Annotated in this window: 27 protein-coding genes and 1 tRNA gene; 16 read left to right on the top strand and 12 right to left on the bottom strand. The window is 68.9% G+C overall.

Features of this window, described 5'->3' with window-relative positions; genetic code table 11:
• Positions 1-7 precede the first annotated feature (7 nt).
• From AAD528_RS04430 to AAD528_RS04415, 4 genes are all read left to right on the top strand, one after another.
• The gene (locus tag AAD528_RS04430; protein ID WP_345750845.1) at positions 8-499 is read left to right on the top strand and encodes a nuclear transport factor 2 family protein; all 492 of its coding nucleotides are present in this window, start codon (positions 8-10) and stop codon (positions 497-499) included.
• 157 nt (positions 500-656) lie between these two features.
• The gene (locus tag AAD528_RS04425) at positions 657-1,268 is read left to right on the top strand and encodes a TetR/AcrR family transcriptional regulator (protein ID WP_345750844.1); all 612 of its coding nucleotides are present in this window, start codon (positions 657-659) and stop codon (positions 1,266-1,268) included.
• Between the two features lie 124 nt (positions 1,269-1,392).
• The gene (locus tag AAD528_RS04420) at positions 1,393-1,959 is read left to right on the top strand and encodes an NADPH-dependent FMN reductase (protein WP_345750843.1); all 567 of its coding nucleotides are present in this window, start codon (positions 1,393-1,395) and stop codon (positions 1,957-1,959) included.
• Between the two features lie 105 nt (positions 1,960-2,064).
• A complete protein-coding gene (locus tag AAD528_RS04415) occupies positions 2,065-2,679 on the top strand; it encodes a pentapeptide repeat-containing protein (RefSeq protein WP_345750842.1) in 615 nt (204 codons plus the stop codon).
• A gap of 125 nt (positions 2,680-2,804) precedes the next feature.
• Here the strand turns inward: AAD528_RS04415 and AAD528_RS04410 are convergent, their stop codons facing one another.
• Positions 2,805-3,293 (bottom strand): MarR family winged helix-turn-helix transcriptional regulator, encoded by a 489-nt coding sequence (locus AAD528_RS04410; RefSeq protein ID WP_345750841.1) that lies wholly within the window; start codon positions 3,291-3,293, stop codon positions 2,805-2,807.
• Positions 3,294-3,298: 5 nt separating this feature from the next.
• Positions 3,299-4,720: an MFS transporter gene (locus AAD528_RS04405; protein WP_345750840.1), complete on the bottom strand. Its 1,422-nt coding sequence runs from the start codon at positions 4,718-4,720 to the stop codon at positions 3,299-3,301.
• A gap of 115 nt (positions 4,721-4,835) precedes the next feature.
• Here AAD528_RS04405 and AAD528_RS04400 point away from each other — a divergent pair, with 115 nt between their 5' ends.
• Entirely contained in the window at positions 4,836-5,615 is a 780-nt protein-coding gene (locus tag AAD528_RS04400) for an alpha/beta fold hydrolase (RefSeq protein WP_345750839.1), read from the top strand.
• 92 nt (positions 5,616-5,707) lie between these two features.
• On the opposite strand, the gene solA is transcribed toward AAD528_RS04400, so the two are convergent.
• From solA to AAD528_RS04385, 3 genes are read right to left on the bottom strand one after another with little or no spacing between them, the layout of a single operon-like run.
• Positions 5,708-6,886, bottom strand: a complete 1,179-nt coding sequence (gene solA, locus AAD528_RS04395) for an N-methyl-L-tryptophan oxidase (protein ID WP_345750838.1) — start codon at positions 6,884-6,886, stop codon at positions 5,708-5,710.
• Entirely contained in the window at positions 6,883-7,680 is a 798-nt protein-coding gene (locus tag AAD528_RS04390) for an ABC transporter ATP-binding protein (RefSeq protein ID WP_345750837.1), read from the bottom strand. The genes solA and AAD528_RS04390 overlap by 4 nt, the downstream gene beginning before the upstream one ends.
• A complete protein-coding gene (locus tag AAD528_RS04385; protein WP_375339585.1) occupies positions 7,671-7,928 on the bottom strand; it encodes an iron chelate uptake ABC transporter family permease subunit in 258 nt (85 codons plus the stop codon). Before AAD528_RS04385 ends, AAD528_RS04390 begins: the two co-directional genes overlap by 10 nt.
• A gap of 429 nt (positions 7,929-8,357) precedes the next feature.
• Here AAD528_RS04385 and AAD528_RS04380 point away from each other — a divergent pair.
• The 4 genes from AAD528_RS04380 (at position 8,358) to AAD528_RS04365 (ending at position 10,641) form a co-directional block, all read left to right on the top strand.
• Positions 8,358-8,431 (top strand) — tRNA-Met (locus AAD528_RS04380).
• Positions 8,432-8,564: 133 nt separating this feature from the next.
• Positions 8,565-8,918 (top strand): winged helix-turn-helix transcriptional regulator, encoded by a 354-nt coding sequence (locus AAD528_RS04375; protein WP_345750835.1) that lies wholly within the window; start codon positions 8,565-8,567, stop codon positions 8,916-8,918.
• 240 nt (positions 8,919-9,158) lie between these two features.
• Complete coding sequence (locus AAD528_RS04370) at positions 9,159-9,653, top strand: aldo/keto reductase (protein ID WP_345750834.1); 495 nt, start codon at positions 9,159-9,161, stop codon at positions 9,651-9,653.
• Between the two features lie 76 nt (positions 9,654-9,729).
• Positions 9,730-10,641, top strand: a complete 912-nt coding sequence (locus AAD528_RS04365) for an NADP-dependent oxidoreductase (protein ID WP_345750833.1) — start codon at positions 9,730-9,732, stop codon at positions 10,639-10,641.
• Between the two features lie 251 nt (positions 10,642-10,892).
• On the opposite strand, the gene AAD528_RS04360 is transcribed toward AAD528_RS04365, so the two are convergent.
• From AAD528_RS04360 to AAD528_RS04350, 3 genes are all read right to left on the bottom strand, one after another.
• A complete protein-coding gene (locus AAD528_RS04360) occupies positions 10,893-11,210 on the bottom strand; it encodes an ArsR/SmtB family transcription factor (protein ID WP_345750832.1) in 318 nt (105 codons plus the stop codon).
• Between the two features lie 61 nt (positions 11,211-11,271).
• The gene (locus tag AAD528_RS04355) at positions 11,272-12,126 is read right to left on the bottom strand and encodes an NAD(P)H-binding protein (protein WP_345750831.1); all 855 of its coding nucleotides are present in this window, start codon (positions 12,124-12,126) and stop codon (positions 11,272-11,274) included.
• A 227-nt stretch (positions 12,127-12,353) separates the two neighbouring features.
• Positions 12,354-12,692 carry a response regulator gene (locus tag AAD528_RS04350; protein WP_345750830.1) on the bottom strand — a complete coding sequence of 113 codons (339 nt, stop codon included), beginning with the start codon at positions 12,690-12,692 and terminating at the stop codon, positions 12,354-12,356.
• A 60-nt stretch (positions 12,693-12,752) separates the two neighbouring features.
• Between AAD528_RS04350 and AAD528_RS04345 the strand changes: the two genes are divergently transcribed.
• A complete protein-coding gene (locus AAD528_RS04345; RefSeq protein ID WP_345750829.1) occupies positions 12,753-13,847 on the top strand; it encodes a PAS domain-containing sensor histidine kinase in 1,095 nt (364 codons plus the stop codon).
• On the opposite strand, the gene AAD528_RS04340 is transcribed toward AAD528_RS04345, so the two are convergent.
• A complete protein-coding gene (locus tag AAD528_RS04340) occupies positions 13,832-14,476 on the bottom strand; it encodes a response regulator transcription factor (RefSeq protein ID WP_345750828.1) in 645 nt (214 codons plus the stop codon). The two genes, AAD528_RS04345 and AAD528_RS04340, sit on opposite strands and share 16 nt — an antisense overlap.
• A gap of 208 nt (positions 14,477-14,684) precedes the next feature.
• Between AAD528_RS04340 and AAD528_RS04335 the strand changes: the two genes are divergently transcribed.
• Positions 14,685-15,671, top strand: a complete 987-nt coding sequence (locus AAD528_RS04335; protein WP_345750827.1) for an alpha/beta hydrolase — start codon at positions 14,685-14,687, stop codon at positions 15,669-15,671.
• Positions 15,672-16,220: 549 nt separating this feature from the next.
• On the opposite strand, the gene AAD528_RS04330 is transcribed toward AAD528_RS04335, so the two are convergent.
• Entirely contained in the window at positions 16,221-17,099 is an 879-nt protein-coding gene (locus AAD528_RS04330; RefSeq protein WP_345750826.1) for an aldo/keto reductase, read from the bottom strand.
• A gap of 118 nt (positions 17,100-17,217) precedes the next feature.
• Between AAD528_RS04330 and AAD528_RS04325 the strand changes: the two genes are divergently transcribed.
• A complete protein-coding gene (locus AAD528_RS04325; RefSeq protein WP_345750825.1) occupies positions 17,218-18,105 on the top strand; it encodes a helix-turn-helix transcriptional regulator in 888 nt (295 codons plus the stop codon).
• Positions 18,106-18,184: 79 nt separating this feature from the next.
• On the opposite strand, the gene AAD528_RS04320 is transcribed toward AAD528_RS04325, so the two are convergent.
• Positions 18,185-19,222, bottom strand: a complete 1,038-nt coding sequence (locus AAD528_RS04320; RefSeq protein ID WP_345750824.1) for a zinc-binding dehydrogenase — start codon at positions 19,220-19,222, stop codon at positions 18,185-18,187.
• 167 nt (positions 19,223-19,389) lie between these two features.
• On the opposite strand from AAD528_RS04320, the gene AAD528_RS04315 reads away from it, so the two are divergent.
• Positions 19,390-20,400: an aldo/keto reductase gene (locus AAD528_RS04315; protein WP_345750823.1), complete on the top strand. Its 1,011-nt coding sequence runs from the start codon at positions 19,390-19,392 to the stop codon at positions 20,398-20,400.
• Between the two features lie 26 nt (positions 20,401-20,426).
• Here AAD528_RS04315 and AAD528_RS04310 read toward each other — a convergent pair whose 3' ends face one another.
• The gene (locus AAD528_RS04310; protein ID WP_345750822.1) at positions 20,427-21,131 is read right to left on the bottom strand and encodes an alpha/beta fold hydrolase; all 705 of its coding nucleotides are present in this window, start codon (positions 21,129-21,131) and stop codon (positions 20,427-20,429) included.
• A 65-nt stretch (positions 21,132-21,196) separates the two neighbouring features.
• Between AAD528_RS04310 and AAD528_RS04305 the strand changes: the two genes are divergently transcribed.
• The 3 genes from AAD528_RS04305 to AAD528_RS04295 all read left to right on the top strand — a co-directional run bounded on the left by AAD528_RS04305 (position 21,197) and on the right by AAD528_RS04295 (position 23,577).
• Positions 21,197-21,946 (top strand): GntR family transcriptional regulator, encoded by a 750-nt coding sequence (locus AAD528_RS04305; protein ID WP_345750821.1) that lies wholly within the window; start codon positions 21,197-21,199, stop codon positions 21,944-21,946.
• A 336-nt stretch (positions 21,947-22,282) separates the two neighbouring features.
• On the top strand, positions 22,283-22,777 hold the full coding sequence (locus AAD528_RS04300; RefSeq protein ID WP_345750820.1) for a DUF6328 family protein: 495 nt from the start codon (positions 22,283-22,285) through the stop codon (positions 22,775-22,777).
• Positions 22,774-23,577 (top strand): carbon-nitrogen hydrolase family protein, encoded by an 804-nt coding sequence (locus AAD528_RS04295; protein WP_345750819.1) that lies wholly within the window; start codon positions 22,774-22,776, stop codon positions 23,575-23,577. Before AAD528_RS04300 ends, AAD528_RS04295 begins: the two co-directional genes overlap by 4 nt.
• Positions 23,578-23,673: the final 96 nt, after the last annotated feature.

The raw sequence follows: 23,673 nt of genomic DNA, 5'->3' as shown, positions 1-23,673 counted from the left end.
ATCATCGATGCTGTCGCTGCAGGAGATCTCGGACCGCCTCGAGATCCAGGACATCTACGCCCGCTACGTACACGCCGTCGATGACCGCGAGCTCCGCGTGCTGGAGGGCGTCTTCGAACCCGACACGGTGTTCGACTGGACGGCATCGGGCGGCGAGCGCACGACGTGGGCGGAGGCGCGCGAAGGCGACTTCATCACGGGCCGGCTGTTCCCCTACGTCTTCCACATCTGTGTCGACGTCCGGATCGACTTCGACCCCGACGGCGAGCGGGCGAACGTCAAGTCGAAGACGATCCACCCCACCGGGCTCGACGGCGCGGACGGCACGCCCGTGCTGTTCCAGGTGCACGGCGCGTACATCGACAGCCTCGTGCGGCGCCCCGGCGGCTGGCGCATCATCGAGCGCGTCTGGCAGGACTTCTGGGCGGTCGGCGGCCTGCGCCGCGTGGACGGCATCCCCGCGATGCTCGCCGAAGCGGCACCGCGATCCGACGTGTGACGAGACTCACAGGTGATGAAACCCTGCCGCGTTTCGCGGAGGCCGTGGACGCGAGTCGGTAGACTCGCGCTGGTCGCCGTCGCCGTCGCCGTCGCCGTCGCGGCGGCGTGCACAGGGTCGGTGGACAGCGACGCGGAACGAGAGGCCGAGCGTCACCATGCCACAGCCACGTCGCGAGTCGGCCCGAGACCGCACTCGCCGGAGGATCGCGCTCGCGGCGCGCGCGGAGGCCCTGGAGGTCGGCTACGACGCTCTCTCCGTCGACGCGATCGCGACGCGTGCGGGCGTGAGCCGGGCGACCTACTACCTCCACTTCCGGAACAAGCTCGAGGCGCTGTCCGCGGCTCTTCGGTACGACGTGCGCCCCTCCATGGACGAGCTTCTCGCCCGGCTCGACGCACTGTGCGGCGTCCCCGAACGGGACGCTCTCCGGCAGTGGGTCGACGACGCAGTGTCCTTCTGGCAGGCGTCGGCGGACGCCGTCGAGGTGTCTGAGCAGGTCCTCACGCTCGATGCGGCCTCGACACCCACGTGGATCGCGATGAACCAGCACGCGGTACACGCGCTGCCCAACTTGTCGAACCGCTGGCAGGGACACGACGTCGAGGTGGTGCGAGCGCGAGTGGGGTTGCTGTTCATGCAGCTCGATCGCGCCTGCTTCTTCCATAACCGGGATGCGCTCCCCTTCGACCGCTCCACTCTGATCGACGCACTCGTCGAGGAATGGTGGTCACTGCTTCGGCGGCAGCCGACGCGATCCGCCCCCTGAGAAACGGCATAGCCTGCGTGCCTATCTCCGTGTCGACGGGCGCCAGATGATGTGAATAGTGATAGACATGTATCTAGACACGTGTCTACTTCTGACCGCGCCGCATCGTTTGAGAGGGGGTCGCATGCCGACGATCGCGATCATCACAGGCAGCACCGGGCCGAACCGGCAGTCCCGCGCCGTCGCTGAGTGGGCGCATGCGATCGCGTCGTCGCGCTCCGACGCAGAGTACGCGCTCATCGATATCGCCGAGCAGGGGCTGCCGTTATTGGACGAGCCTCTGCCGCCGTCGTTCGGAACGTACGCAAACGAGCACACGAAGGCATGGTCAGCCGTCATCTCGCCGTTCGACGGCTACCTGTTCGTGACCCCCGAATACAACCACGCTGCACCGCCGGCGCTGACGAACGCGATCGACTATCTCTTCCATGAATGGGCGGACAAGGCCGCGGGCTTCGTGAGCTACGGGTCCACGGGCGGTGTCCGCGCCGTCGAGAATCTGCGTCTGATCGCCGCCGAACTGAGCATGGCGACCGTGCGCACCAGCCCCGGTCTCACCCTGGCCGACGACTTCAAGGACTATGTGGAGTTCTCTCCTCGGCCGTTCTTCGAACCGCTGGTCAACGACACGCTCGACGAACTCGTATCTTGGGCGACCGCGCTGAAGCGAGTCCGCGAGGCCGCGAGCTAACAGTGCCCAGGGCGCGGGAAGCGCATGGAATCAACCGCAACGAACTGCAGAGGATGTATGGCCAGGAGAACGACGACTCACCCGCCCCGTATCGACCCCATCAGGGTGATCGACTACAAGGATGGCGACAGCGATCGTCTCGTCGCGCACGGCCGGTTCGAGGCGCTGCGCTACGTCGGTATCGACGTCAGCGGGTGGGATCTTCGTGGCGCGTCGTTCGTCGACTGCGCGCTGTCCGATGTGGCTGCGCACGAAGTAGGGCTTACGTCGGCGGAGTTCGCCGATACGACGATCGATCGGCTCAACGCGCCGATCCTCACGGCTCCGCGATCTCGGTGGCAGGAGGTCTCGATCGATCACTCGCGGATCGGCTCGGCCGAGCTCTACAACGCCGACCTGCACGCGGTGCACATCAGCAACAGCAAGCTGGGGTACATCAATCTGCGCGGCGCAGAGCTGACCGATGTGCTCTTCACGAACTGCACCATCGACGAACTCGACCTCGGTGGGGCGCGCGTGTCGCGCCTCGCGTTCGTGTCCAGCAGCGTCTCGACCCTCGACACGAGCCGCGCCAAGCTCGCACATGTCGACCTCCGCGGGGCCGAGCTGCGATCCCTCGCGGGTCTGGATGACCTGCGCGGCACCACGATGACCGGCATGCAGGTGGGGGAGCTGACGCCGCTCTTCGCCGAGCGATTCGGTATTACTGTCGATGACTGAACTGCCGGTTCTCCGGAGTGACGCGTCTCGTCTCTCGCCTCAGATGACCTGGGTGAAGGCGCCGTGCGAGGCACCTGAGACGGAGGTCGCCAGGTCGCGCACGCCGGCGCCCGAGCGGGGCCGACTCAGGCGAGCGTCGCGAGCCGTTTGAGCAGCTGGGCGAGCCGCGAGACGTCCTCGTGCGGCCAAGATGCGAGCTCCCGGCGCAGCTCGGCGTCTCGCGATCGCCGCAGGGAGCTCACCGCGGCGATCGCCGCAGCGCTGGCCGCGAGCACTCGCACACGGCCGTCGTCCTCGTCGGCATGCCGTTCGATCAGGCCGAGCTGTTGAAGGGACACGAGCTGACGGCTCAGCACGCTCTTGTCGATGGCCAGCAGTTCGGACAGCTGCGTCGCGGTCGACGCGCCGCCCCACGCCAGGGTTGAGAGCACCTTGTATCCAGTCGGAGACAGATCGGGATGCACCTGCTGGGCGGCGTCCTTCCACCGACTGCGGATGCGCTGGAACAGGAGCGCGAACTGCTGCTCCAGCTCCACGATCGCCTCTTCGGTCTCCGGGGCGAGCACATCCTCCGGCGATCCCTCGACGGATGTCGCCGCGGCGCTCTCGGACATGGCCGTCAGTCCTGCGTTCTCAGTCTGTGCTGGGTCGTGTCGTCTGGGCGCTCGGCTACGGGAATCGACGCGGTGAGCGTGAACTCCGCCTCGATTGCCTCCGGCGAGTCGTTGCCTGTCATCGCCCCGGCGAGGTTGATGGCACCGCTCTCCGCCTCCTGGGCGAGACGTTCTGCGCCCGTCTTCTGAGACAGCTGCTTGTTCGGGAGGAACGCAATCGCGATGAGCGCGATCACGGCGAGTGGCACGGCGACCAGGAACATCTCTGCGATCCCCTGCCCGTAGGCGCTCTCGATGACAACGCGGATCGGATCCGTGGGGTCCATCTCCGACACCGACGGAAGAGTGCCGCTCTGCATCGCCTGCAGCTCGTTCGCATTCGCGGCGAGCTGCTCCGGGGTGAGCTTGGCGAGTCCGTCGCGCAGCAGATCGGGGATCCGCTGCGCGAGCACAGCGCCGAGGGCCGTGACGCCGAGGGTGCCGCCGAGGGTGCGGAAGAACGTCACTCCCGCGCTGGCGGCGCCCATGTCCTTCGCTGCCACAGAGTTCTGCACCGCGAGCACGACGTTCTGCATCACCAGGCCCACGCCGAGGCCGAGCAGGAACATGTAGATCGAGACGAGCGCGAAGTTCGTGTCGTAGCTGATCGTGCCCATCAGGCCGAGACCGGCGATGGTGAGGATCCCGCCGGCCACGACGTACCCCTTCCACTTGCCGTAGCGGCTGATGAGCTGACCCACCACGATGCCACCGCCCATCTGCCCGATGATCATCGGCAGCGTCATGAGGCCCGATTGGGTCGGATTCGCGCCGCGGGCGAGCTGCATGTACTGGCTCAGGAAGATACTCGTGCCGAACATCGCCACCCCGATCGCGATCGAGCTGATCACCGCGAGCGTGAAGGTGCGGTCCTTGAACAACTGCAGGGGAATGATCGGCTCGGAGACCTTCAGCTCGACGATCACGGCGAGCACCAGAGCGACGAGCGAGCCGCCGACCATCCACGCGCTCTCGACGGACACCCACTCGAAGAACTTCGATCCCGCGGCGACGGCATCGGTGGTGCCGGCGAGGCTGACCCACAGCAGCAGCAGGATGACACCGGCCGCGATGAGCGTGGAACCGAGGTAGTCGATCTTCACCGGGCGCGGAGCGCGCTTGGGCAGGTGGAGTGTCTTCTGGATCAGGATGAGCGCGAGCATGCTCACTGTCACGATCCAGGTGAACGCCGACTGATCGCCGTCGAGGTCGTGCACGATCACGGGGAGGGACGGGGAGACCACCGTGCTCGAGATGAGCGCCACGAACATTCCGGCGATCAGGCCAGAGATCGCGGTGAGCACCTCCCGCGCGCTGCGCGTGCGGGGCGCGCTCCCAGTGCCCGGGTCTGCGTGCTGCTGCCGCGACGATTCGTCGTCAGATGTCATGCTCTGTCCTCGCTGCCTGATGTTGATCAGAATCAACTATAAGGAGATTGTTGCCCTAGTCAACTAGTCCGTCGGTAGTCTCGTAGCCGTGAGTCGAGCGCAGCAAGAGCGAGGCGTGGCAGTCGCCCCGGATGGGGTACCCGTCGCCTACCATGTCGTCGGCCACGGCGCGCCTCTCCTGCTGGTGCACGGGGCGGGCCTGTCGCAGGTCGTCTGGCGAGGATCGGGCTACGTCGACGCCCTCGCGGACCGATTCCGGGTCATCACCATCGATCTGCGTGGTCACGGCCGCAGCGGAAAGCCCGCAGATACCACGAGCTACGGGGCCGATCGCCTCGCCTCCGATCCGGTCGCGGTCCTCGATCAGCTCGGCGTCGCCTCGGCCCACTATCTCGGATACTCACTGGGCGCGCGCGTCGGCTTCGGCCTGCTCGATCGGCACGCGGACCGCATCCGGTCGTTCGTCTCGCTGGCGGGCACCTACCGGAGTACGGCGGGGGGTCCGGCCGACGTGTTCTTCCCCGACTGGCACGCCGCGATCGAACACGGGGGGATGACAGAGTTCGTCGGTCGCTGGGCACGAGCGCAAGGAGGTGCACTCGATGCGCAGACTGCTGCCGCATTCCGACGGAACGACCCCGCCGCGATGTCGGCGCTGTTGCTGGCGATCGACTCCGACAACGGCCTGGCCCCGACGCGCCTCACGAAGATGACGACGCCGACCCTGCTCCTTGCGGGCGATCGCGACGAGTCGCGCGCATCGGCCTCTCGCGAGGCCGCCGACCGGATGCCCCGCGCATCCTTTGCCGGACTCGGGGATCGCGATCACGCGGGGAGCCTGGGCGCCCGGGATGCGGTCCTTGAGCTCGCGATCCCTTTTCTCGTCGGAGACTGATGCGCGGGCCGCGATGTCACGGGGCCGGGGACCCAAGAGCGCTTGAGCTTTCCTGGTCGGCGTCGGCGACGGGATCCAGCCCGCCGCGGCGATCACAGGACGCTACCACCATTCAGGTCCTCGTCGAGCGAACCGTCGAATCTCGTTGGGTGGAAGCGCTCGTTGGGGATGCGGCTGGCACCTTCGAGCGCGAGATCGACGCAGAGCTGCGCGCTTCCCGTGGCGTGCTTGAACCCGTGCCCTGAGAAGCCGCCCGCCAGCACGAGCGCAGGTGCTGCCGGATGCACGCCCAAGATGAAGTCGCCATCGGGGGTCCGGGAGTTCATGCACGCGGACGCCCGGATAGCTCGGGCGACGAGACCGCGAATGCCCTGCGAGCAAGCGGATTCAGCCGGGGCTGTGTCACGCATGTCGATGGTGCGCACGTTCTCGCCGGGACTGGCGAGTGCTGGTTTCGGTGCGCTTGCGCCTGCACCGATCTTGACTCCGGATGCGGAGACATCAGGGATCCCCCACAAATCGAAACCACCGCCCTCCCGCACGAACACCGGGAAGCGCTGCACCCCGAAAGACGACATGTCGGCTCCCCGGAACCAGACGTGAGACGACCGCTGGATGCTCAGCGCAAGGCGAAGCTGCGGCACCATCTCGCCGATCCATGCGCCTGAGGCGACGATCGCCCGTCGTGCACGCACGGTATCGCCCCGGGCCGTCGTGATCACCGCGTCGGCGCCGGAACCGTCGACACGTGCGACTCGCTCACCGGAGATGAGTGCGCCGCCCAGTTCGCGAGCGAGGGCGACGGCGGCGCGGATGCTCGCTTCCGGATCCAGAACGCCGGCCCCTGGCTCGAATACGGCGACGTGCCCTGGCGTCGGCGTATGCTGCGGGTATCGAGAGGCGAGTTCGTCGCTGTCGAGGACCGCGTGTTCGAAGCCTCCCGCCTCCGCGGAGACGAGGGCGAGCCTGACCACCTCTTCATCGTGAGGTCCGATCACGAGACCGCCTGTTCGCGTGAAGAGAGTCCGTCTCGTTTCGCGCTCGAGCTCGAGCCACAGCGCTTTGGATGCATCGATGAGGGGTACGTAGTCCACGCCTTCGAAGAGCGTGCGACGGAAGATGCGAGTGCCGCCGTGCGAGGAGCCGTGGGCGTGGCCCGGCTGGAACTGCTCGAAGCCGATCACACGCGCACCGGCCGCAGCCGCACGCCATGCCGCCATCGCCCCGACGGCTCCGAGCCCGATCACCGCGATGTCGTAGTCGGTGGTCATCCGCGCAGGTCCTCCGTGGATCGAGGCAGACTGCGAGCGACGGCGACGCTCAGAGCTCCATCCTCAGAGATGTGCACGCTCCCTTCGACGCGGTAGACCTCCTCGAGCATCTCAGCCGTGATCACCTCCGTCGGCGTGCCGGTCGAGTGCACCCGTCCGTCTCTCAGAGTGACGACCCGGTCGGCGAACCGGGCGGCAAGCCCCAGATCGTGGACCACCGCCACGACGATCGCGGGCTGCTCACGCGCGGTACGGACCATCGTGTGCAGGACGTCGAGCTGATTGCGCAGATCGAGGCTGCTTGTCGGCTCGTCGAGCAGCAGCACATCGGGGCGCCGGACGATGGCCTGCCCGAGAGCGACGAGTTGCCGTTGCCCCCCGGACAGCTCGGACAGACGACGTCCGGCGAGATGATCGATCTCGATCTCGAGCTCGGCGAGCACGAGTGCGATCCCGGTCTCGTCGATCCAGGGTGCCGTCCCTCGTCGCAGTCTCGCCGCGACCTCGAGCACGTCGAACACGGTGACCCCACTTCGAGGAGGGGGATCCTGCGGCAGATACAGGATCCGGTTGCCGTGAGGCACCGACTTGTCGTCGTCGCGGACGTCCACGTCGCCCGCGCCGCGTTGGAAGCCGGCCAGCCGACGCAGGAAGGTCGACTTGCCCGCGCCATCCGGACCGATCACCGCCACAGTCTCACCGCTGCGCAGCGGCGGGAGCGTCACGTCTCGGACGGCGGCTCGTCCGGCGTACGCGGCGCTCACTCCCTCGACGTGCATGGTGATCATGCCCATGCCGGGCTCCGGCGCGACAGGATCAGAGTGAGGAAGATGGGAACACCGACGACCGCGGTGACGATCCCGACAGGAAGCAGGACGCCGGGAACGAGCAGCCTCCCGGCAAGCGAGGATCCGCAGAGGACGATCGCGCCCGTCAGAAGGGAAGCCGGGATGAAGAAGCGGTGCTCCTCGCCGACGAGCAGCCGCGCGACGTGGGGGCCGACCAGCCCGATGAAGCCGATGCTCCCCGCGATGGAGACCACGGTCGCAGCCACAAGGGGAGGTCAGGATCAGCACGACGATCCGCAGGGGTAGAACCCGCACGCCGAGCGCGAAACATCTGCTCGCAACTCCTGATGTCCCGGCGCTGGCCGTGCACGATCCATACCACCATCAGGTGCCGCCCGCCGGAACCACCTTCGACCGCGGTTTCCGACCGATCGACCTGGGTAGAGGACTAGGGTTTGGAGGGTGGGCGTGGGTTCTCATCCGCCTGTAGCAGGGACATCGGGTTCGGACAGCTCGACAGACTTGATCGGTCGGCGGAAACTCGGCGCGAAGTCTTCCCGAGCCCCGCCCAGGTGCCCCGAGCGATCCGCTACACTGATAAGAACATTGCAGGAAGCTCGATCGAGGAAACTCAACCTGATCAGAGCTTTTCCGAAGGATGACTCTCGACTGAGAGTCGGTGCCGCGGGGTGGAGCAGCTCGGTAGCTCGCTGGGCTCATAACCCAGAGGTCGCAGGTTCAAATCCTGTCCCCGCAACAAAGAAGGCCCGGAAATCCAACGGATTCCGGGCCTTTCCCTTTGCCTCGCGAGGCCGCCTCCGGTCTGGACTCCGATCTAGCTTCCTAGCTGAGGATGGATCGTCCGGACGGGGGGCGCGTACAGTAGGCGTGTGAGTCAGCGAAACGAACCGACGAATCTGGGCGCGCCGCGGGTGTGCTCGATCGCGGACGCGCTGCACATCGTGGGCGAGCGGTGGTCGCTCCTGGTGCTGCGGGAACTCGGGTTCGGATGCCGCCGCTTCAACGACATTCAGGTCAACACGGGCGCCCCGCGGGAGACGCTCGCGCTCCGTCTCCGGAAGCTGGAGGAGGCGGGGCTGGTCGAGCGGCGTCGCTACTCCGAGCACCCGCCTCGCGACGAGTACTTCCTGACCGATGCCGGTGAGGAGATCGCCCCGGTTCTCATCGAGCTGCGCAAGTGGGGCGAGCGGCACGCGACCCCCGTGGTGGGCGCCGCGCGCTGAGGCCGCGACGCCTCGACCCCTCTCGCGCCCACGCGCTCGGACCCGTGCGAGAGCACGCCGCTCCGTGACCACCCACGATGACGCCGGCTCGGCAGAGCGTCGACTGCACGCGCCCTCTGACCGGCGTATGTCCCCTGCCGTCTGAGGTCGGTTCGTTCAGCGAACTCTCTCTGTTAGTGTGGCGATGTGAGTCAGTTCGGATTTCGTACTCGCATTGAGGAGAGGGTCATATGACTTGGGTTGCCGCGACTGCCGCTGGGCGTCGAGACCAGTTCGGCCGGTTCTTGCTACCGGCTTGGTCTTGCGCGCCCTGAGGTGGTGCAGAACCAGTACTCGTTGGTCGTACGAGCCGACGATGCAGAGGTCCTGCCGCTGGTGCGGTCCGAAAGCCTGGCCTACACGCCCTACTCACCGGTGGCCAACGGCGTGCTCGCCGGCCGCTACAGCAACGGTGAGCGACCCGCCCCCGGTAGCCGTGCCAGCGTCGCCTCCCGCGCAGATGTCCTGCTCGATGACCCCGCCATGATGCGCAAGATTCGGGCGTTCGACCGGATCGCAGTCGAGCACGGGGTCAGCTCTGCAGGGCTTGCGCAGGCGTGGCTCGTCAACCATTCCGTGGTCACCGCGCCGATCGTCGGACCCAGCAAGGAGGCGCACTGGCAGGGCATCCGCGAAGCCACGGAACTCACCTGGACGACCCAACTCGCCGACAGCCTCACCGAACTCTTCGGCTGAGCGCGTACCGCGCCGCCTCAGAACCACCTCCCCTTGCGTCAGTCGCGTCGGGGCTCAAAGCACAACCAGAGGAATCATGAAGACCGTCAGCATCGCCGAATTCGGTGGCCCCGACGTCCTGCACGCCGCCGAGGCCCCCACCCCGCGGCCCGGAGCAGGACAGGTGCTCGTTCGCGTTCACGCCGTCGGCGTGAACCCCATGGACAGCCGGATCCGCTCCGGCGCCTTCAACGCCGTGTTCCCCACGCCACTGCCTGCGGTGCTCGGCCTGGAATTCGCCGGCACCATCAGACAGCTCGGCGACGACGTGATCGGTGTCGAAGTCGGCGATCGGGTCGTCGGCTGGGCCACAGGCAGCACCGGCTCCTATGCGGAGTACGTCGTCAGCGACGACTACGTGAGCATCCCCGAGGGCGTCTCCTTCAGCCAGGCTGTGGCGGTTCCGATCGCCACCGACACCGCGTCGCGTGTCCTCGGCGAGCTGGCCGTCACCGCCGGGGAGACGCTGTTGATCAACGGCGCGAGCGGCGCGGTCGGCGCGATCGCCACGCAACTCGCGGTCGAACTCGGCGCGCACGTCATCGGGACGGCCGGTGCCGCCAACCTTCATGGCGTCCGCGCGCTCGGCGCGGACGCCATCGAGTACGGCGCCGGCCTCGCCGAGCGGATTCGCTCCATCACGCCGAGAGTGGACGCCGTGTTCGACGTCGCCGGCAAGGGAGCGCTGCCGGACGCGATCGCGTTGCGTGGGGGCACCGAGCGGATCATCACGATCGCCGATCCGGCCGCCCACGGCCTCGGGGTGCGTTTCAGCGCCGACGACGGAAGCGGTCACAACCTCGCCGCCATCACGTCGGTGCTCGACGGCATCGCCCGTGGAAACGTGACGGTCAGCGTGGCGCACACCCTGCCGCTGGACCAGGCAGCCGAAGCGCACCGGATCAGCGACGACGGCCATCCCGGCGGCAAGATCGTCCTCGAACCCTGACCCCGGGAGGGGGCGCCCCACGGCACCCATCCGCAGAGGTGGAGATCGAGCGGCTCGGAAAACGATCCAGTTCCCGCGCGGCTCGTGCATCGGACAGGGGCCGGGTGCGCTGCCCACTAGTCAGCGCTGATCTGGCGCGGTGGTCGGAAGAAACTCTCGTTCTCTGGTGGGGCCGAGCACGATGTGGGCGGTGAGCGGAGGTGCGCTTCTCTCAGCTTCGCGATCCAGACGCTCTGCTCATGCGGCGTGGCTCAGCGAGCGCGGTCGGCAGACACCAGCTCCAGCAGTCCCGGGAAGCGGGCGTCCACCTCCGCGCGGCGCAGGCTGATCTCGGCGCGATTGCCGAAGTCGTACTGGGAGATCAGCCCAGCCTCCCGCAGCACCTTGAAGTGGTGGGTCATGGTCGACCGCGCGACGCCGATCCCGAAGCTCGAGCACTTGCGTCGTGCGCCGGCGGGTTCGTCCAGCAGGTCGCCAACGATCGATCGGCGGTGCGGGTCGGCGAGCGCGGCGAACAGCGTGCCCAACTCCAGCGTGTCCGCGGCGGGCTGCTCTTTCGCTTCGGTCACGTGCTCCCTCTCGTCAGGATCCGCTGCCTCGATCCTAGGCATCGCCCCACCCCGCGCCGCGTCAGGCGACGCGGAAGAGGTGGTCGGGCAGCTCCTCGATGCCGCGCGGGGCGCGCCCCAGCAGTTCACCGAGCAGCGGGTCGACGACGGAGCCTTCGCCAGCGGCCAGGCCCTGGTACATGAGGTTCCACGAGTCGGATCCGCGGATGCCCAGCTCGGTGACGACGATCTCGCGCCCGGTGAGCGCCGCGACGTGCTCCGCGATCTCGCTGATCTTCGTCGCTCGGGGGCCTGTGAGGCGCAGCGTGTTCCCGACGTAGTCCCCATAGCGGGCGAGGAGGGCGGCATTGCCTTCGCCGAGCTCGTCCAGCGCGGTCCAGGCCACCGCGATGTCACGCGGCACGACCCACTCGACGCGACCGCCCGCGCCTCGTCGCGGGAATCCGGCATAGTGACCCCACGCCTCGGCGTAGATGCCCTGACGGACGATGATGTGATCGCCGTCGTTCTCGTACAGGTAGCGCATCGTCTGGGCGTGGCCCTGCTGGATCCCGATCACCGTGTCGGTGCCCGCCTCGCCGCCCAGCATCATGCTCGAGTAGACCACGGTGGCCCCCGCGGCCCATGCGGCCTCGAACGCATTGCGGTGAAGGGCGACCCGGCGGGTTCCCGGATCCGGGTGCGACATCACGAAGACGACGTCGGCGCCGTCGAAGGCGGTGCGCAGCGAGGCCGGATCGGCGTAGTCGCCGCGGCGCACCTCGAATCCCCGGTCTCGCACCGAAGAGGGCACGGAGCGTGGGCTGGATGTCGAGATCACGACGTCGGACGGCCGGATCTCACCGCGCGCGATCACGCTGCGGAGGATGCGGGAACCCAGGTTGCCCGAAGTGCCCGTGAGGACGTAGCGCGTCATGTGGTGGTCTCCTGTCGCCTTGGATGACGGACCGCCGGACGCGGCCGCGACGATCATCATACATACGATAAAACTCGTATCTGTTGTCAGGGGACGGAGACGGGCGCTCGAAGATGAGGCGGTACTCCTCCTCGCAGTCCCACTTGTCGGGCAGGAACGCGACGATCGCCTATCCAGGATCCGTCGGCGTCGCCGTGGGGTCGGCAGTGGGTCGGCGCGCGCGTGGCCTACAGGAACCTGGCGAGATCGACGTCGGCGAGCCGTTCCTTCGGTACGAACGGCACTGCTGTGGCGAGCCCGGCGCCGGCCTGGGCATCCGACGAGGTCAGGAGGATGCGCGGGGGATCGGTGCGCTCGGCCAGGCACGCCAGCAGCAGCGGGGCGTCCCCGTCGGGCAGGTGCCAGTCCGCCAGGAGGGATTGCGGATGGATCGCATCGACGAGCGCGAGGGCCGCGGCGATATCGCCCGCCTCGCCGACCACCGTGTACCCGCGTCGTGTCAGCAGGAGTCTGACGACGCGGCGGAAGCGCGCGTCGTCGTCGACGACGGCGATGCGATGGGACATGGATCCACTCTCGTGGAGTCGTAGGCTCGGCACCATGTGGAAAACCCCACGGCGCCTGTCGTGACCGAGGCTTCTGAGTCCTCCGCGGCGGAGGCGCTGATCCCCGCGATCCTCTCGGCCACGCCGCAGCCGATCTGGGTCGTCGGAGCAGACGGCGCCGTCCTCTACGTCAACGAGGCGGCGCTGGCCGTCCTGGGCTACCGGAGCAGCGCAGACGTCATCGGTCACGACAGCCACACGCTGATGCATGCGACCCGTCCCGACGGCTCGCCCTACCCCGTATCCGAGTGCCCGATGCTGGCGCCGCTGCACACGGGGGAGCCCGTGCATGGCGAGGAATGGCTGCGCAGGACGGACGGGACGTTCGCGCCGATCGAATGGTCGTCCGCGCCGATCGACCTTCCCGCCGGACGCGGCGTCATCCACTCGTTCGTGGATGTGAGCGAGCGCCGTGAGCTGGAGCGCCAGCGGCGCGAGCGGAAGCGCGCCGAGATGCGCCGGGCGGAGCTTCGACGGGCGCACCTGCGGTTGATGGAGAACATCGCCGAGGCGCGCAGCCAGATCGTCCGCGATCTGCACGACGGGGCGCAGCAGCGGCTGGTGGCCGTGGCGCTGCAGGCCCGGCTGCTGCAGGAGACCCTCGGCGCTCAGCGCGACGACACGCGCGAGCTTCTGGATGGCATCGTCGACGACGCGCAGGGCGCCATCGATGAGCTGCGCGAGCTGACCGCGGGCATCCATCCGCCGATCCTGACGTCGCGGGGCCTGGTCGCGGCGGTGCGCTCGCAGGCCGATCGCTGCCCGTTCCCCGTGACGATCTCCGGTGACCTGGGCGGCCGGCGGCTGACGCCGCTGCTGGAGTCGAACGCGTACTTCTTCGTCGCGGAGGCGCTCACCAACGCCGTCAAGCACGCTCGGGCCGGCCACGTGGAGGTGCAGATCTCGCTCGGCGACCGGCTGGTCCTGGAGATCGAGGACGACGGGATCGGCGGGCTCGATCTCGCCGGCGCCGGGTCGGGCCTGCACAGCATGACCGACCGCGTGCGGGCCTTCGAGGGCGATGTGGAGATCGACTCCCCGCCGGGGGCGGGAACGCGCATCCGCGCGACGATCCCGCTGCCGCCGGCGGGGGAGGGGCCTCAGGCGTCGAGGTAGCGCAGCACGGCGAGCACACGGCGGTGCTGCCCCGACTCGGTCTGCTGGAGGCCGAGCTTCGTGAAGATCCCGGTGACGTGCCGTTCCACGGCGGGGACCGTCACGAACAGCTTCTGCGCGATGCCGGCGTTGGAGTGGCCCTCGGCCATCAGCGAGAGGGTCTCCCGCTCGCGCGGGGTGAGTGACGCCAGAGGATCGACCGGGCGCCGGCGCCCCACGAGCCGCGCGACGACGTCCGGATCCAGCGCGGAGCCGCCGTCGGCGACGCGCCGCACCGCGTCGACCAGCACCTCGCCGCGCGCGATCTTCTCCTTCAGCAGGTACCCGACGCCGTCCGCACGGTCGCCCACGAGATCCAGCGCGTATCGATCGTCCAGATACTGCGACAGCACGACGACACCGACCTGCGGGTGACTGCGCCGGAGGGACAGGGCGACCTCGAGGCCGTCGTCGCCCATCCCGGGAGGCATCTGGATGTCGGTGACCACGACGTCGGGCGGATCCGCCTCTGCCCGCTCTCGCAGCGAGACGGCATCCCGCACCGCTTCGACGGTCATGCCGGCCTGCTCGAGCAGGCGGACGATCCCCTCGCGGATCAGCGGCTGGTCCTCGGCCACCAGGATGCGCACACGACCTCCTCCATCGTCGGCTCAGTCTATGGGCGTGGGGAGAACCCCACGCTGCGCTCATGCGGATCCTGGTGCCCGCTCGATGGGCGTGAAGTCGCGGGACGACGACTCTTGAATCACCGGCCGAGAGCGACCGGGAAGCCCGGACCATCAGGTCCGGGCCCAGGATCCGAGGCCCCGCACAGGGGCCAGCTGAAAGGAAACGAACATGAGCGCTGACCAGATCCCCGACGCCGCCACCGACCTCCGCATCGACGCCGGCATCCGTCCCTTCCTCGCCGAGCTCAACGCGAACGCCGCGCCGTTCTGGCTGCTTCCGGGCAACCAGGTCCGCTCCACGCTGGCGAGCGTCGTCGGCGCCGCCGACCGTGACATCTCGGGCGTGACCGTGGAGGAGAAGGACATCGAGGTCGACGGCGTCGCCGTCAAGGTCTACATCCAGCGGCCCGAGGGCGCGCAGGGCGACCTGCCCGTGATCCTCTTCATCCACGGCGGCGTGTGGATCGCCGGCGACTTCGGCAACCACCAGGGCCTCAGCCGCGACCTCTCGGTGGGCACCGGCTTCGCCGTGGTGTTCGTCGAGTACACCCCGATCCCCGACGCGATCTACCCCATCCAGCTGCAGCAGTCGCTCGCCGCGCTGAAGTGGATCGGCCGCGAAGGTGCCCGCAACGGCCTCGACGCCTCGCGGGTCGCGGTGGCGGGCAACAGCGTGGGCGGCGACCTGACCGCTGCGCTGTCGCTCTACGTCAAGGACCACCCCGAGATCGACGTGCCCGACATCAAGGTGCAGCTGCTGCTCTTCCCCGCCCTCGACTCCGATCTCGGGTCGCAGTCGTACCAGGACTTCGCCGACGGCCGCTTCCTGCCCAAGGACTTCATGGCCTTCGGCTGGGACACGTACACCCCCGACGAGCAGTCCCGCAACGAGATCTACGCGGCCCCGCTCAAGGCGGGCATCGATCAGCTCGTGGGCCTTCCGCCGGCCGTGATCCTGGTCGCCGAGAACGACCCCCTGCGCGACGAGGGCATCGCCTACGGCCGCAGGCTGTCGGAGGCGGGCGTCGAGGTCGCCACCGTCGAGTACATCGGCCTCATCCACGACTGGATGGCCATCACCGCCCTCCAGAAGGTCGGCGGCGTCCAGGCCTCTTTCCGGCACGCCATCGCCGACCTGACGCATTACCTCCGCTGAACCGCACTCCGAGATGAGGGCCTCTGTGACGCAGGGGTCCTCATCTCGCTACGCGGCGTTCTGGCCGGCGTCGCAACCTCAACCTGACGAGCAAGACGACCGGTCATGATGCTTTCTTCGAACCAGCGGCCGTGCATCGTATGGCCGCATCGGTCGCGGTGCCGATGATCCCTGCAGCGAGCGTCCGGAACCAGGGGGTCGTTTCGAGGCCGGGAACCCGGGCGCGACGCGGCCGTTCGCGGCCGATTCCACCTACACCGATCCGCGCTGGCGGCTTGGCGACCCTCACGCCGCTCGGCGGGCCCTGAATCAGCGGGCCGGCCTCCGTTGTTGCTCCGGGATTCTGGCGTGCCGCTCCGGGTCGCCGCGATCGACCTCCGCTGCAGGCGGGATTCGCGCTCGACCTCGCCACATCCTCAGGTTCAAATCCTGCCCCCGCCCTTTGCGGATCCGTGCACCCACGTGGGATGCGCCTCGGCCGCGCCGCTTCATCCCCTCCACGACCGAACCGCGCGGGCGAGGGCGGGAGCGCCGGCCCCGCCCGCCTGGTCAGGCCTCCGGGATCGGCCGGCCGTACGTCTCGAGCGTGATCGACTCGGGGTCGGGGCCACCGCGCGCGCCCGTGTCGAGGGCGTCGATCTGCGCGACCTCGTCGGCCGTCAGCTCGAAGTCGAAGATGTCGAAGTTCTCGGCGATCCGCTCGGGCTTGGTGGACTTCGGGATGACCTGGATGCCGTGCTGGAGGTGCCAGCGCAGCATGACCTGGGCGGCGGAGCGGCCGTGCTTCTCGCCGATCGCGAGGATGACGGGCTCGTCGAAGCTGCGCCTGGCCGACTCGCGGTACGAGGTGATGCCGCCGATCGGCGACCACGCCTGCGTGAGGATGCGGTGCTCCCGGTGCAGCTCCTGCAGGTCCTTCTGCTGGAAGTACGGGTGCACCTCGATCTGGTTCACCGCGGGGACGACCTCGGTCTGCTCGAGCAGCTGCGTCAGGTGCGCGGGCATGAAGTTGCTCACGCCGATCGCGCGCACCCTGCCGTCGGCGAGCAGCTTCTCGAGCGCCCGGTACGCGCCGATGGTGCGCTCGAACGCGGACGGCAGCGGCTGGTGCAGGATCAGCAGGTCGAGCTGGTCGACGCCGAGCTTGCCCGCGCTCTTGTCGAAGGCGTGCAGCGTCTCGTCGTAGCCGTAGTCGCTGATCCAGATCTTCGTCTCGAGGAAGACGTCGGCGGGGTCGACTCCGGATTCGCGGATGCCCTGGCCCACCTCGCGCTCGTTGCCGTACGCGGCGGCGGTGTCGATGTGACGGTATCCGGTCCGCAGCGCCGCGGCGACGGCATCGACGGTCTCGGCCGGAGGGGTCTGGAAGACGCCGAGGCCGATCGCGGGCAGCTCGACGCCGTTGTTCAGGGTGATCGAAGTGGTCATGCCCCCACGGTAGGCACGGCGTGCCATCCCGTGAGAGTCACTGTCATTCACCCCCAACCCCGTGAGAGGTAACGGCAGTGCCTCCCGCTGTCGGCGCGGTCGGCATAGCGTGAGGAGCATGAGCGATGTGCGATCCGAGGTGCGGGAGTTCCTGTCCTCGCGTCGTGCGCGTATCTCGCCTGAGCAGGCGGGGCTGCCGATCTATGGAGGCAACCGTCGCGTGCCAGGGCTGCGTCGCGAGGAGGTCGCGATGCTGACCGGGGTGTCGGTGGACTACTACGTGCGGCTCGAACGCGGGAACCTCGCTGGAGCGTCGGACAGCGTCCTGGACGCGCTCGCACGGACGCTGATGCTCGACGACGCTGAGCGGCAGTACCTGTTCGATCTGGCTCGCACCGCCGGGCCGACGCCGCATCGCGCGGGCGGGAGAAGCTCACATGAGGTGCGGCCGGCCGTGCGGCAGGTGCTGGAGGCTATGGCAGATGCGCCCGCGTGGGTGCGCAACGGCCGTCACGACATCCTCGCCGCCAATCGAATGGGCAGGGCCCTGTACGCCCCCGTATTCGACGACCCGCACCGGCCGGTCAACACCACCCGCTTCACGTACTTGAATCCCGCGGCGCGCGGATTCTGGCGCGATTACGACCGGGTCGCGAACGACGCCGCCGCCATGCTGCGGCTGGAGGCGGGCAGGGCCCCTCATGATCGGGAGCTGATCCGACTCGTCGGCGAGCTCTCGACGCAGAGCGAGCTGTTCCGCCAGCGGTGGGCGTCGCACGATGTGATGTACCACCGCAGCGGCGTGAAGCGCCTCCACCATCCCGTCGTGGGTGACCTCGACCTGAACTTCGAGTCGATGGAGCTGCCGAGCGAGCCCGGCCTGGTGATGAACGTCTACACAGCCCCGGCCGGTTCGCCGTCGGCGGATGCCCTGAAGATGCTGGCGTCTTGGGCGGCCGATCAGGGGCAGAGCCACGTCGACGGCGTCCCGCAGACCGGCCGCTGACCGCCGACAGCGATCGCGCCTCGACGGTGACGACCATCGGCTTGTCCGCCCGCGGTGCGGTCTGCCGCCGCCGGGGCGATCAGAAGGCGATCATGACCTTCAAGACCTCTCGTGCGTCCATCGCCGCGTATCCGGTGGGGACGTCGTCGATGCCGACGATGTGATCGAACACCCTGCCCGGGTCGATGACTCCATTCAGAACCTGCCGGATCGCCGGCTCGAGGTAGGCGCGCACCGGGGCCGGACCGCCCGTCAGGGTGGCGTTCTTGCCGAACAGTGATCCGAACCCGACCGGAGCGTCCTCGTACTGCGGCACCCCGACGCGGGAGATCACACCGCCCGGGCGGACGATCCCGTACGCCTGCTCGTAGGCGGGCATGTGGCCGACGGCCTCGAGCACGATGTGGCTGCCCTCGCCGTCGGTGAGCTCCATCACGTGCGCGATGCCCTCGTCGCCGCGCTCGGCGACGACATCCGTGGCGCCGAACTCGCGGCCGAGATCGGTGCGCGACGCGTGGCGGCCCATCAGGATGATCCGCTCGGCGCCCAGCTGCTGCGACGCGAGCACGGCGGACAGACCCACGGCGCCGTCACCGATCACCGTCACCGTCTTGCCGGCCTCGACCCGGCCCATGTGCGCCGCGTGGTACCCGGTGAGGTACACGTCCGACAGCGACAGCAGCGAGGGAAACAGCTTCTCGTCGGTGTCGCCGGGGACCTTCACGAGCGAGCCGTCGGCGAGAGGGACGCGGACGGCTTCGGCCTGGCCGCCGCCGATGCCGTCGGCGCCGTACCAGCCGCCGTGGACGCACGAGGTGTGGACCCCCTCTCGGCAGAACACGCAGGCGTTGTCCTGGAAAGCGAAGGGCGCGACGACGAAGTCACCCTTCCTCAGGGTGGTGACCTCGGCGCCGAGGTCCTCCACGACGCCGATGAACTCGTGGCCCATCGGGGTTCCCTCGGAGCCGGGCGGCATGGAGTGGTAAGGGTGCAGGTCGGAGCCGCAGATGCAGGCTCGGGTGACCCGGACGATCGCATCGGTGGGCTGCTGGATGGTCGGGTCGTCAATGGTCTCGATGCGCACGTCGCGGGCGCCGTACATGAACGTGGCCTTCATGGTGTCCTTCGTGAGGAGGGTCGGTGCGGCCCCGGTGCGAGGCCCGAGAACAGTTCACGCCGCTGCCCGCTGGTGCGGGAGGACCGGTCGTCCCAGGTAACGCCAGGGCCCCTCTCACGCGGCCGGTCGGGCGTAGCGTGCGGACCACGACATCACGGAGGAGAACGATGGAATACCGCAAGCTCGGGCGCTCCGGCGTCGCTGTCAGTCCGCTCTGCCTGGGCACCATGATGTTCGGCGCGTGGGGGAACACCGACCACGACGAGTCGATCCGCATCATCCATTCCGCCCTGGACGCGGGGATCAACTTCGTCGACACCGCCGACGTGTACTCCGGTGGCGAGTCGGAGGAGATCGTCGGCAAGGCACTCAAGGGCCGTCGTGACGACGTCGTGCTCGCCACGAAGTTCTTCATGCCCATGGGCGACGAGGTCAACCACCGCGGCGGGTCTCGCCGATGGATCATCTCTGAGGTCGAAGCCTCCCTGACCCGGCTGCAGACCGACTACCTGGACCTCTACCAGGTGCACCGGCCCAGTCCCGACATGGACGTGGAGGAGACGCTCGGCGCCCTCAGTGACCTGGTGCGACAGGGGAAAGTCCGCCTCATCGGGTCATCGTCGTACGCGGCCAGCCAGATCGTCGAGGCGCAGTGGGTCGCCCGCGACCGCGGGCTCGAGCGGTTCCGCACCGAGCAGCCGCCGTACTCCGTCCTCGTCCGAGGCATCGAGGAGGACGTGCTGCCCACCGCACAGCGGCATGGCATGGGAATCCTCACCTACAGCCCGCTCGGCGGCGGATGGCTGTCGGGCAGGTGGCGCAGCGACTCCAGCCCGACCTCCTCCGCCCGTCCGCCGGCCCGCTTCGACATGACCCATCCCGCGAACCAGCGCAAGCTCGAGATCGTCACCAGGCTGGCCGACATCGCCGACGAGGCGGGCCTCAGCATGATCGAGCTCGCCATCGCGTTCGTGATCCGCCACCCTGCCGTGACGAGCGCGATCATCGGGCCGCGGACGATGGAGCAGCTGCAGTCGCAACTCCCGGCCGCGGGCGTCGCACTCGCCGACGGTGTCCTCGACCGCATCGACGACCTCGTCCCGCCCGGCGTCACCGTGAACCCCGACGACAACAGCTACGGCGCCACGGAGCTCTCACTCACCGCCCGCCGTCGCTGAACGCACGCCGAGGAGGGCCCGGCGCGTCAGCGCGTCGCGGCGTTCTGGGCGGCCGTGACGATGGTGTCGGCGACGACGCGCGCCTGCGTGAGGTAGACCGCGTGGCTCGCGGCGACCTCGGTGACCTGGGCGCCGGCTCGCTGGGCCATGTGCTGCAGCATCGCCCGGTCGAAGGCGCGGTCCTCGGTGGCGATGACGGCCCATGTCGGCTTCTCGCGCCACGCGGCGTTCGTCACGGCCGCGTCGAACACGGCCATGTTGATCGGCACCTGGGAGTCACGCAGGAACGCGGCGTCGGCGTCGCTCGCGTCGTGTGCGAAGCCGACCTGGAACTTCTCGGGGTCGAGGAAGCCGTATCCGTCGTCGCCGACCTCGATCACGAAGTCGGGGGTCGGCGCGAATCCCTCGTACTGCTGGCCGGTGGTCTGCCCGGCGTCAGGGGCCAGTGCCGAGACGTAGACCAGGCCGGCGACGTTCGGGTGCACCCCCGCCTCGGTGATGACCGTGCCGCCCCACGAGTGGCCGACCAGGATGGCGGGGCCGTCCTGCCGGTCGAGCACGCGCGTGGTCGCCGCGACATCGTCCTCGAACGACGTCAGGGGGTTCTGGACGATCGCGACGCTGAAGCCGCGCGCGGTGAGATCGTCGTAGACCCCGCGCCAACCGGCGCCGTCGGCGAACGCGCCGTGCACCAGCACGACGTTCCGGATCTCGTGATCGTTGGTGCTCATGATGCCCTTGGTTCTCCTTCTCCGGGGCGGAGCATCCGGCCCGGATCCTGTGCCGAGTCAGCCCGGTGCTGGCTCTGATGTGCAATGTATTGCGTGCAACAGTCCGCGACCAGATCTATTCCGAATTGCTTTCTGGGGAAATCCTGTGTGCAATATGCGGTATGCCGATTCCCACGGGAACACCCGCCGTCGACCGCACGCTGCTGCGAGACGACGTCTACCGGCGCCTGCGGGACGCCATCGTCGACGGAACCTTTCAGCCGGGGGAGCAGCTGAAGGACGTCGAACTCGCGACCTGGCTCGGGGTGAGCCGCACACCCGTGCGCGAGGCCCTGCTGCGGCTCGGCGGGAGCGGCCTGGTGGTCGCCCTGCCTGGCCGCTCCACCACGGTCGGCGCGGTGAACGCTCAGGCGGTGCGCGACGCGCGTGACGTCGTCGCGGCCATGCACGAACTCGCCGTGCGCGAGGTGACGGGGCGGCTGTCGGATGACGACCTGATGCGGATGCGCGAGGCCAACGCGCGGTTCGCCGACGCGATGGCGGCGGGGGACGTCTCAGGCGCCCTCGATGCGGACGAGGCGCTGCATCGGGTTCCCGTCGCGCTGCTGGGCAACCGCGCGCTGGAGGCCGTCCTCGAGCAGTTCGGCCCGGTGGTGCGCCGCGCGGAGCGCCAGCGGTTCGGCGACGGCGGGCATGCATCCGTCGACCTGCACGAGCGCCTGATCGACCTCATCGCCGCCGGCGACGCGCAGAGCGCCGCGTCCGCCGCGTTCGAGATCTGGCACACGCTGGCGATCAGCGACGACGAGGAGTGAGGCCGCGCCTCTCGCGTGAGGACACCGTCCCGGGGCGCCTCGGCGCATGTGCGCCGGTTATGGATCCGCTGATATATCCCTGCATGGGTAGTTCAACCCCTGTGACCTCTCGCCGAATGGTGCGAGCCTGTAGGGGCATCATGACGTCCCGGGGGGGACTGCAGGGTGCCGGCCCATCCGCCGAATCGGATCGCGGGACTCCGGGGGAGCCGGCGATTCCTCAGCCCGGGCCCGACCGCCTGACACACCCGTCGTCCAGGTCGGACCCGGGCTTCACTGTGCCCGGCGGCGGATGCGAGGTTTGCCCGCTCCACCCGCGTTCGGGAGGATGGGCTCATGACCGGCGAGATCCCCCGCAGCGCACGGCCCGGCGAGTCGCCCGCCGAGCGCTACGACCGCAACTGGAACGAGCTGCTGCAGGAGCTGCGCGTGCTGCAGACCGGCACGCAGATCCTGACGGGCTTCCTGCTCGCGCTCGCCTTCCAGCCCGCGTTCCACGACCTGAGCGACGGCCAGCAGATCTTCTACCTCGTGCTCGTGGTGCTGTCGGCGATCAGCGCGGTCATCGCGCTCGCCCCGGTCGCCCTGCACCGGGTGTTGTTCCGCGAGGGCGCGAAGGGCACCACGGTCGCCTACGGGCACCTCGCGCTGCAGTCCGCGCTGGTGATCGTGTGCGCGCTGCTGGTGGGCGTGGTGGGCTTCGTGTTCGACGTGGTCGTGAACGGCGTCGGGGCGTGGATCGCGGCGGGAGGCCTCCTGGCGGTCGTCGTCGTGCTCTGGATCGCGGTGCCGCTGGTGCTGAAGGCCCGCCGCGGGGAGCCCCTGCGATGACCGGCGCCGTGGGCATCGCGGTCGCGCAGTTCGCCCCGACCGCGGATGCGGCCGCCAACCGGGAGGCGATCGCCGAGCTCGCGCGCCGCGCGGCCGGGCGCGGTGCGTCGGTCGTGCTGTTCCCCGAGTACTCGAGCTTCTTCACGGATCCGTTCGACGCGACCCTCGCCGAGAACGCCGAGGATATGGACGGCCCGTTCGTGCAGGCGCTCACGGCCCTCGCGGCGGAGCTCGGCGTGCACCTCGTCGCCGGGCTCGCCGAGCGCACGAGCGACGGCGGACGCGTGCGTAACACGGTCGTCGCGGTGGACGGATCCGGGATCGTCGCGCGGTATCGCAAGCAGCACCTGTACGACGCGTTCGGCCAGCGCGAGTCGGACTGGATCGAGGCGGGCGCGCTCGACGAGCCGCAGACGTTCGAGGCGGGCGGCCTGACCTTCGGTCTGATGACCTGCTACGACCTGCGCTTCCCGGAGGTCGCGCGGACGCTCGCGGACGCCGGCGCCGACGTCGCGCTCGTGCCGGCCGAGTGGGTGCGCGGTCCGCTCAAGGAGCACCACTGGACCACGCTGCTCACGGCGCGCGCGATCGAGAACACGATGTACGTCGCGGCGGCCGACCACCCGCCGACGCTCGGCGTGGGTCACTCCGCCGTGATCGATCCGCTGGGCGTCGCGGTCGCATCGATCGGCACCGCCACGGATGTCGCGGTCGGCTGGGCGGATCGCGACACGATCCGGAACGTGCGCCGGGTCAACCCCGCGCTCGCGCTGCGCCGCTACCGCGTCGTGCCGCGCTGAGCGGTTTCTCTTCGCCGCGCGGATCGATCGCTCGACCGACGCTCCGCGCCGGCGCTCGCGCTCGATGGCTGTCGCTGACGCTCCATCCGCGCGCTG

Origin of the sequence: Microbacterium rhizophilum (assembly GCF_039605615.1) — a bacterium.
Classification (GTDB): Bacteria; Actinomycetota; Actinomycetes; order Actinomycetales; family Microbacteriaceae; genus Microbacterium; species Microbacterium rhizophilus.
Note: the sequence above shows the minus strand (reverse complement) of the source record. Positions and strands in the feature narration are given on the sequence as shown.

Coding starts and splice junctions, on each gene's coding strand:
- AAD528_RS04430 (WP_345750845.1), top strand. CDS start 8: ATGCTGTCGCTGCAGGAGATCTCGGACCGCCTCGAGATCCAGGACATC.
- AAD528_RS04425 (WP_345750844.1), top strand. CDS start 657: ATGCCACAGCCACGTCGCGAGTCGGCCCGAGACCGCACTCGCCGGAGG.
- AAD528_RS04420 (WP_345750843.1), top strand. CDS start 1,393: ATGCCGACGATCGCGATCATCACAGGCAGCACCGGGCCGAACCGGCAG.
- AAD528_RS04410 (WP_345750841.1), bottom strand. CDS start 3,293: ATGTCCGAGAGCGCCGCGGCGACATCCGTCGAGGGATCGCCGGAGGAT.
- AAD528_RS04405 (WP_345750840.1), bottom strand. CDS start 4,720: ATGACATCTGACGACGAATCGTCGCGGCAGCAGCACGCAGACCCGGGC.
- solA (WP_345750838.1), bottom strand. CDS start 6,886: ATGACCACCGACTACGACATCGCGGTGATCGGGCTCGGAGCCGTCGGG.
- AAD528_RS04390 (WP_345750837.1), bottom strand. CDS start 7,680: ATGGGCATGATCACCATGCACGTCGAGGGAGTGAGCGCCGCGTACGCC.
- AAD528_RS04365 (WP_345750833.1), top strand. CDS start 9,730: ATGAAGACCGTCAGCATCGCCGAATTCGGTGGCCCCGACGTCCTGCAC.
- AAD528_RS04355 (WP_345750831.1), bottom strand. CDS start 12,126: ATGACGCGCTACGTCCTCACGGGCACTTCGGGCAACCTGGGTTCCCGC.
- AAD528_RS04350 (WP_345750830.1), bottom strand. CDS start 12,692: ATGTCCCATCGCATCGCCGTCGTCGACGACGACGCGCGCTTCCGCCGC.
- AAD528_RS04335 (WP_345750827.1), top strand. CDS start 14,685: ATGAGCGCTGACCAGATCCCCGACGCCGCCACCGACCTCCGCATCGAC.
- AAD528_RS04330 (WP_345750826.1), bottom strand. CDS start 17,099: ATGACCACTTCGATCACCCTGAACAACGGCGTCGAGCTGCCCGCGATC.
- AAD528_RS04325 (WP_345750825.1), top strand. CDS start 17,218: ATGAGCGATGTGCGATCCGAGGTGCGGGAGTTCCTGTCCTCGCGTCGT.
- AAD528_RS04320 (WP_345750824.1), bottom strand. CDS start 19,222: ATGAAGGCCACGTTCATGTACGGCGCCCGCGACGTGCGCATCGAGACC.
- AAD528_RS04315 (WP_345750823.1), top strand. CDS start 19,390: ATGGAATACCGCAAGCTCGGGCGCTCCGGCGTCGCTGTCAGTCCGCTC.
- AAD528_RS04310 (WP_345750822.1), bottom strand. CDS start 21,131: ATGAGCACCAACGATCACGAGATCCGGAACGTCGTGCTGGTGCACGGC.
- AAD528_RS04300 (WP_345750820.1), top strand. CDS start 22,283: ATGACCGGCGAGATCCCCCGCAGCGCACGGCCCGGCGAGTCGCCCGCC.
- AAD528_RS04295 (WP_345750819.1), top strand. CDS start 22,774: ATGACCGGCGCCGTGGGCATCGCGGTCGCGCAGTTCGCCCCGACCGCG.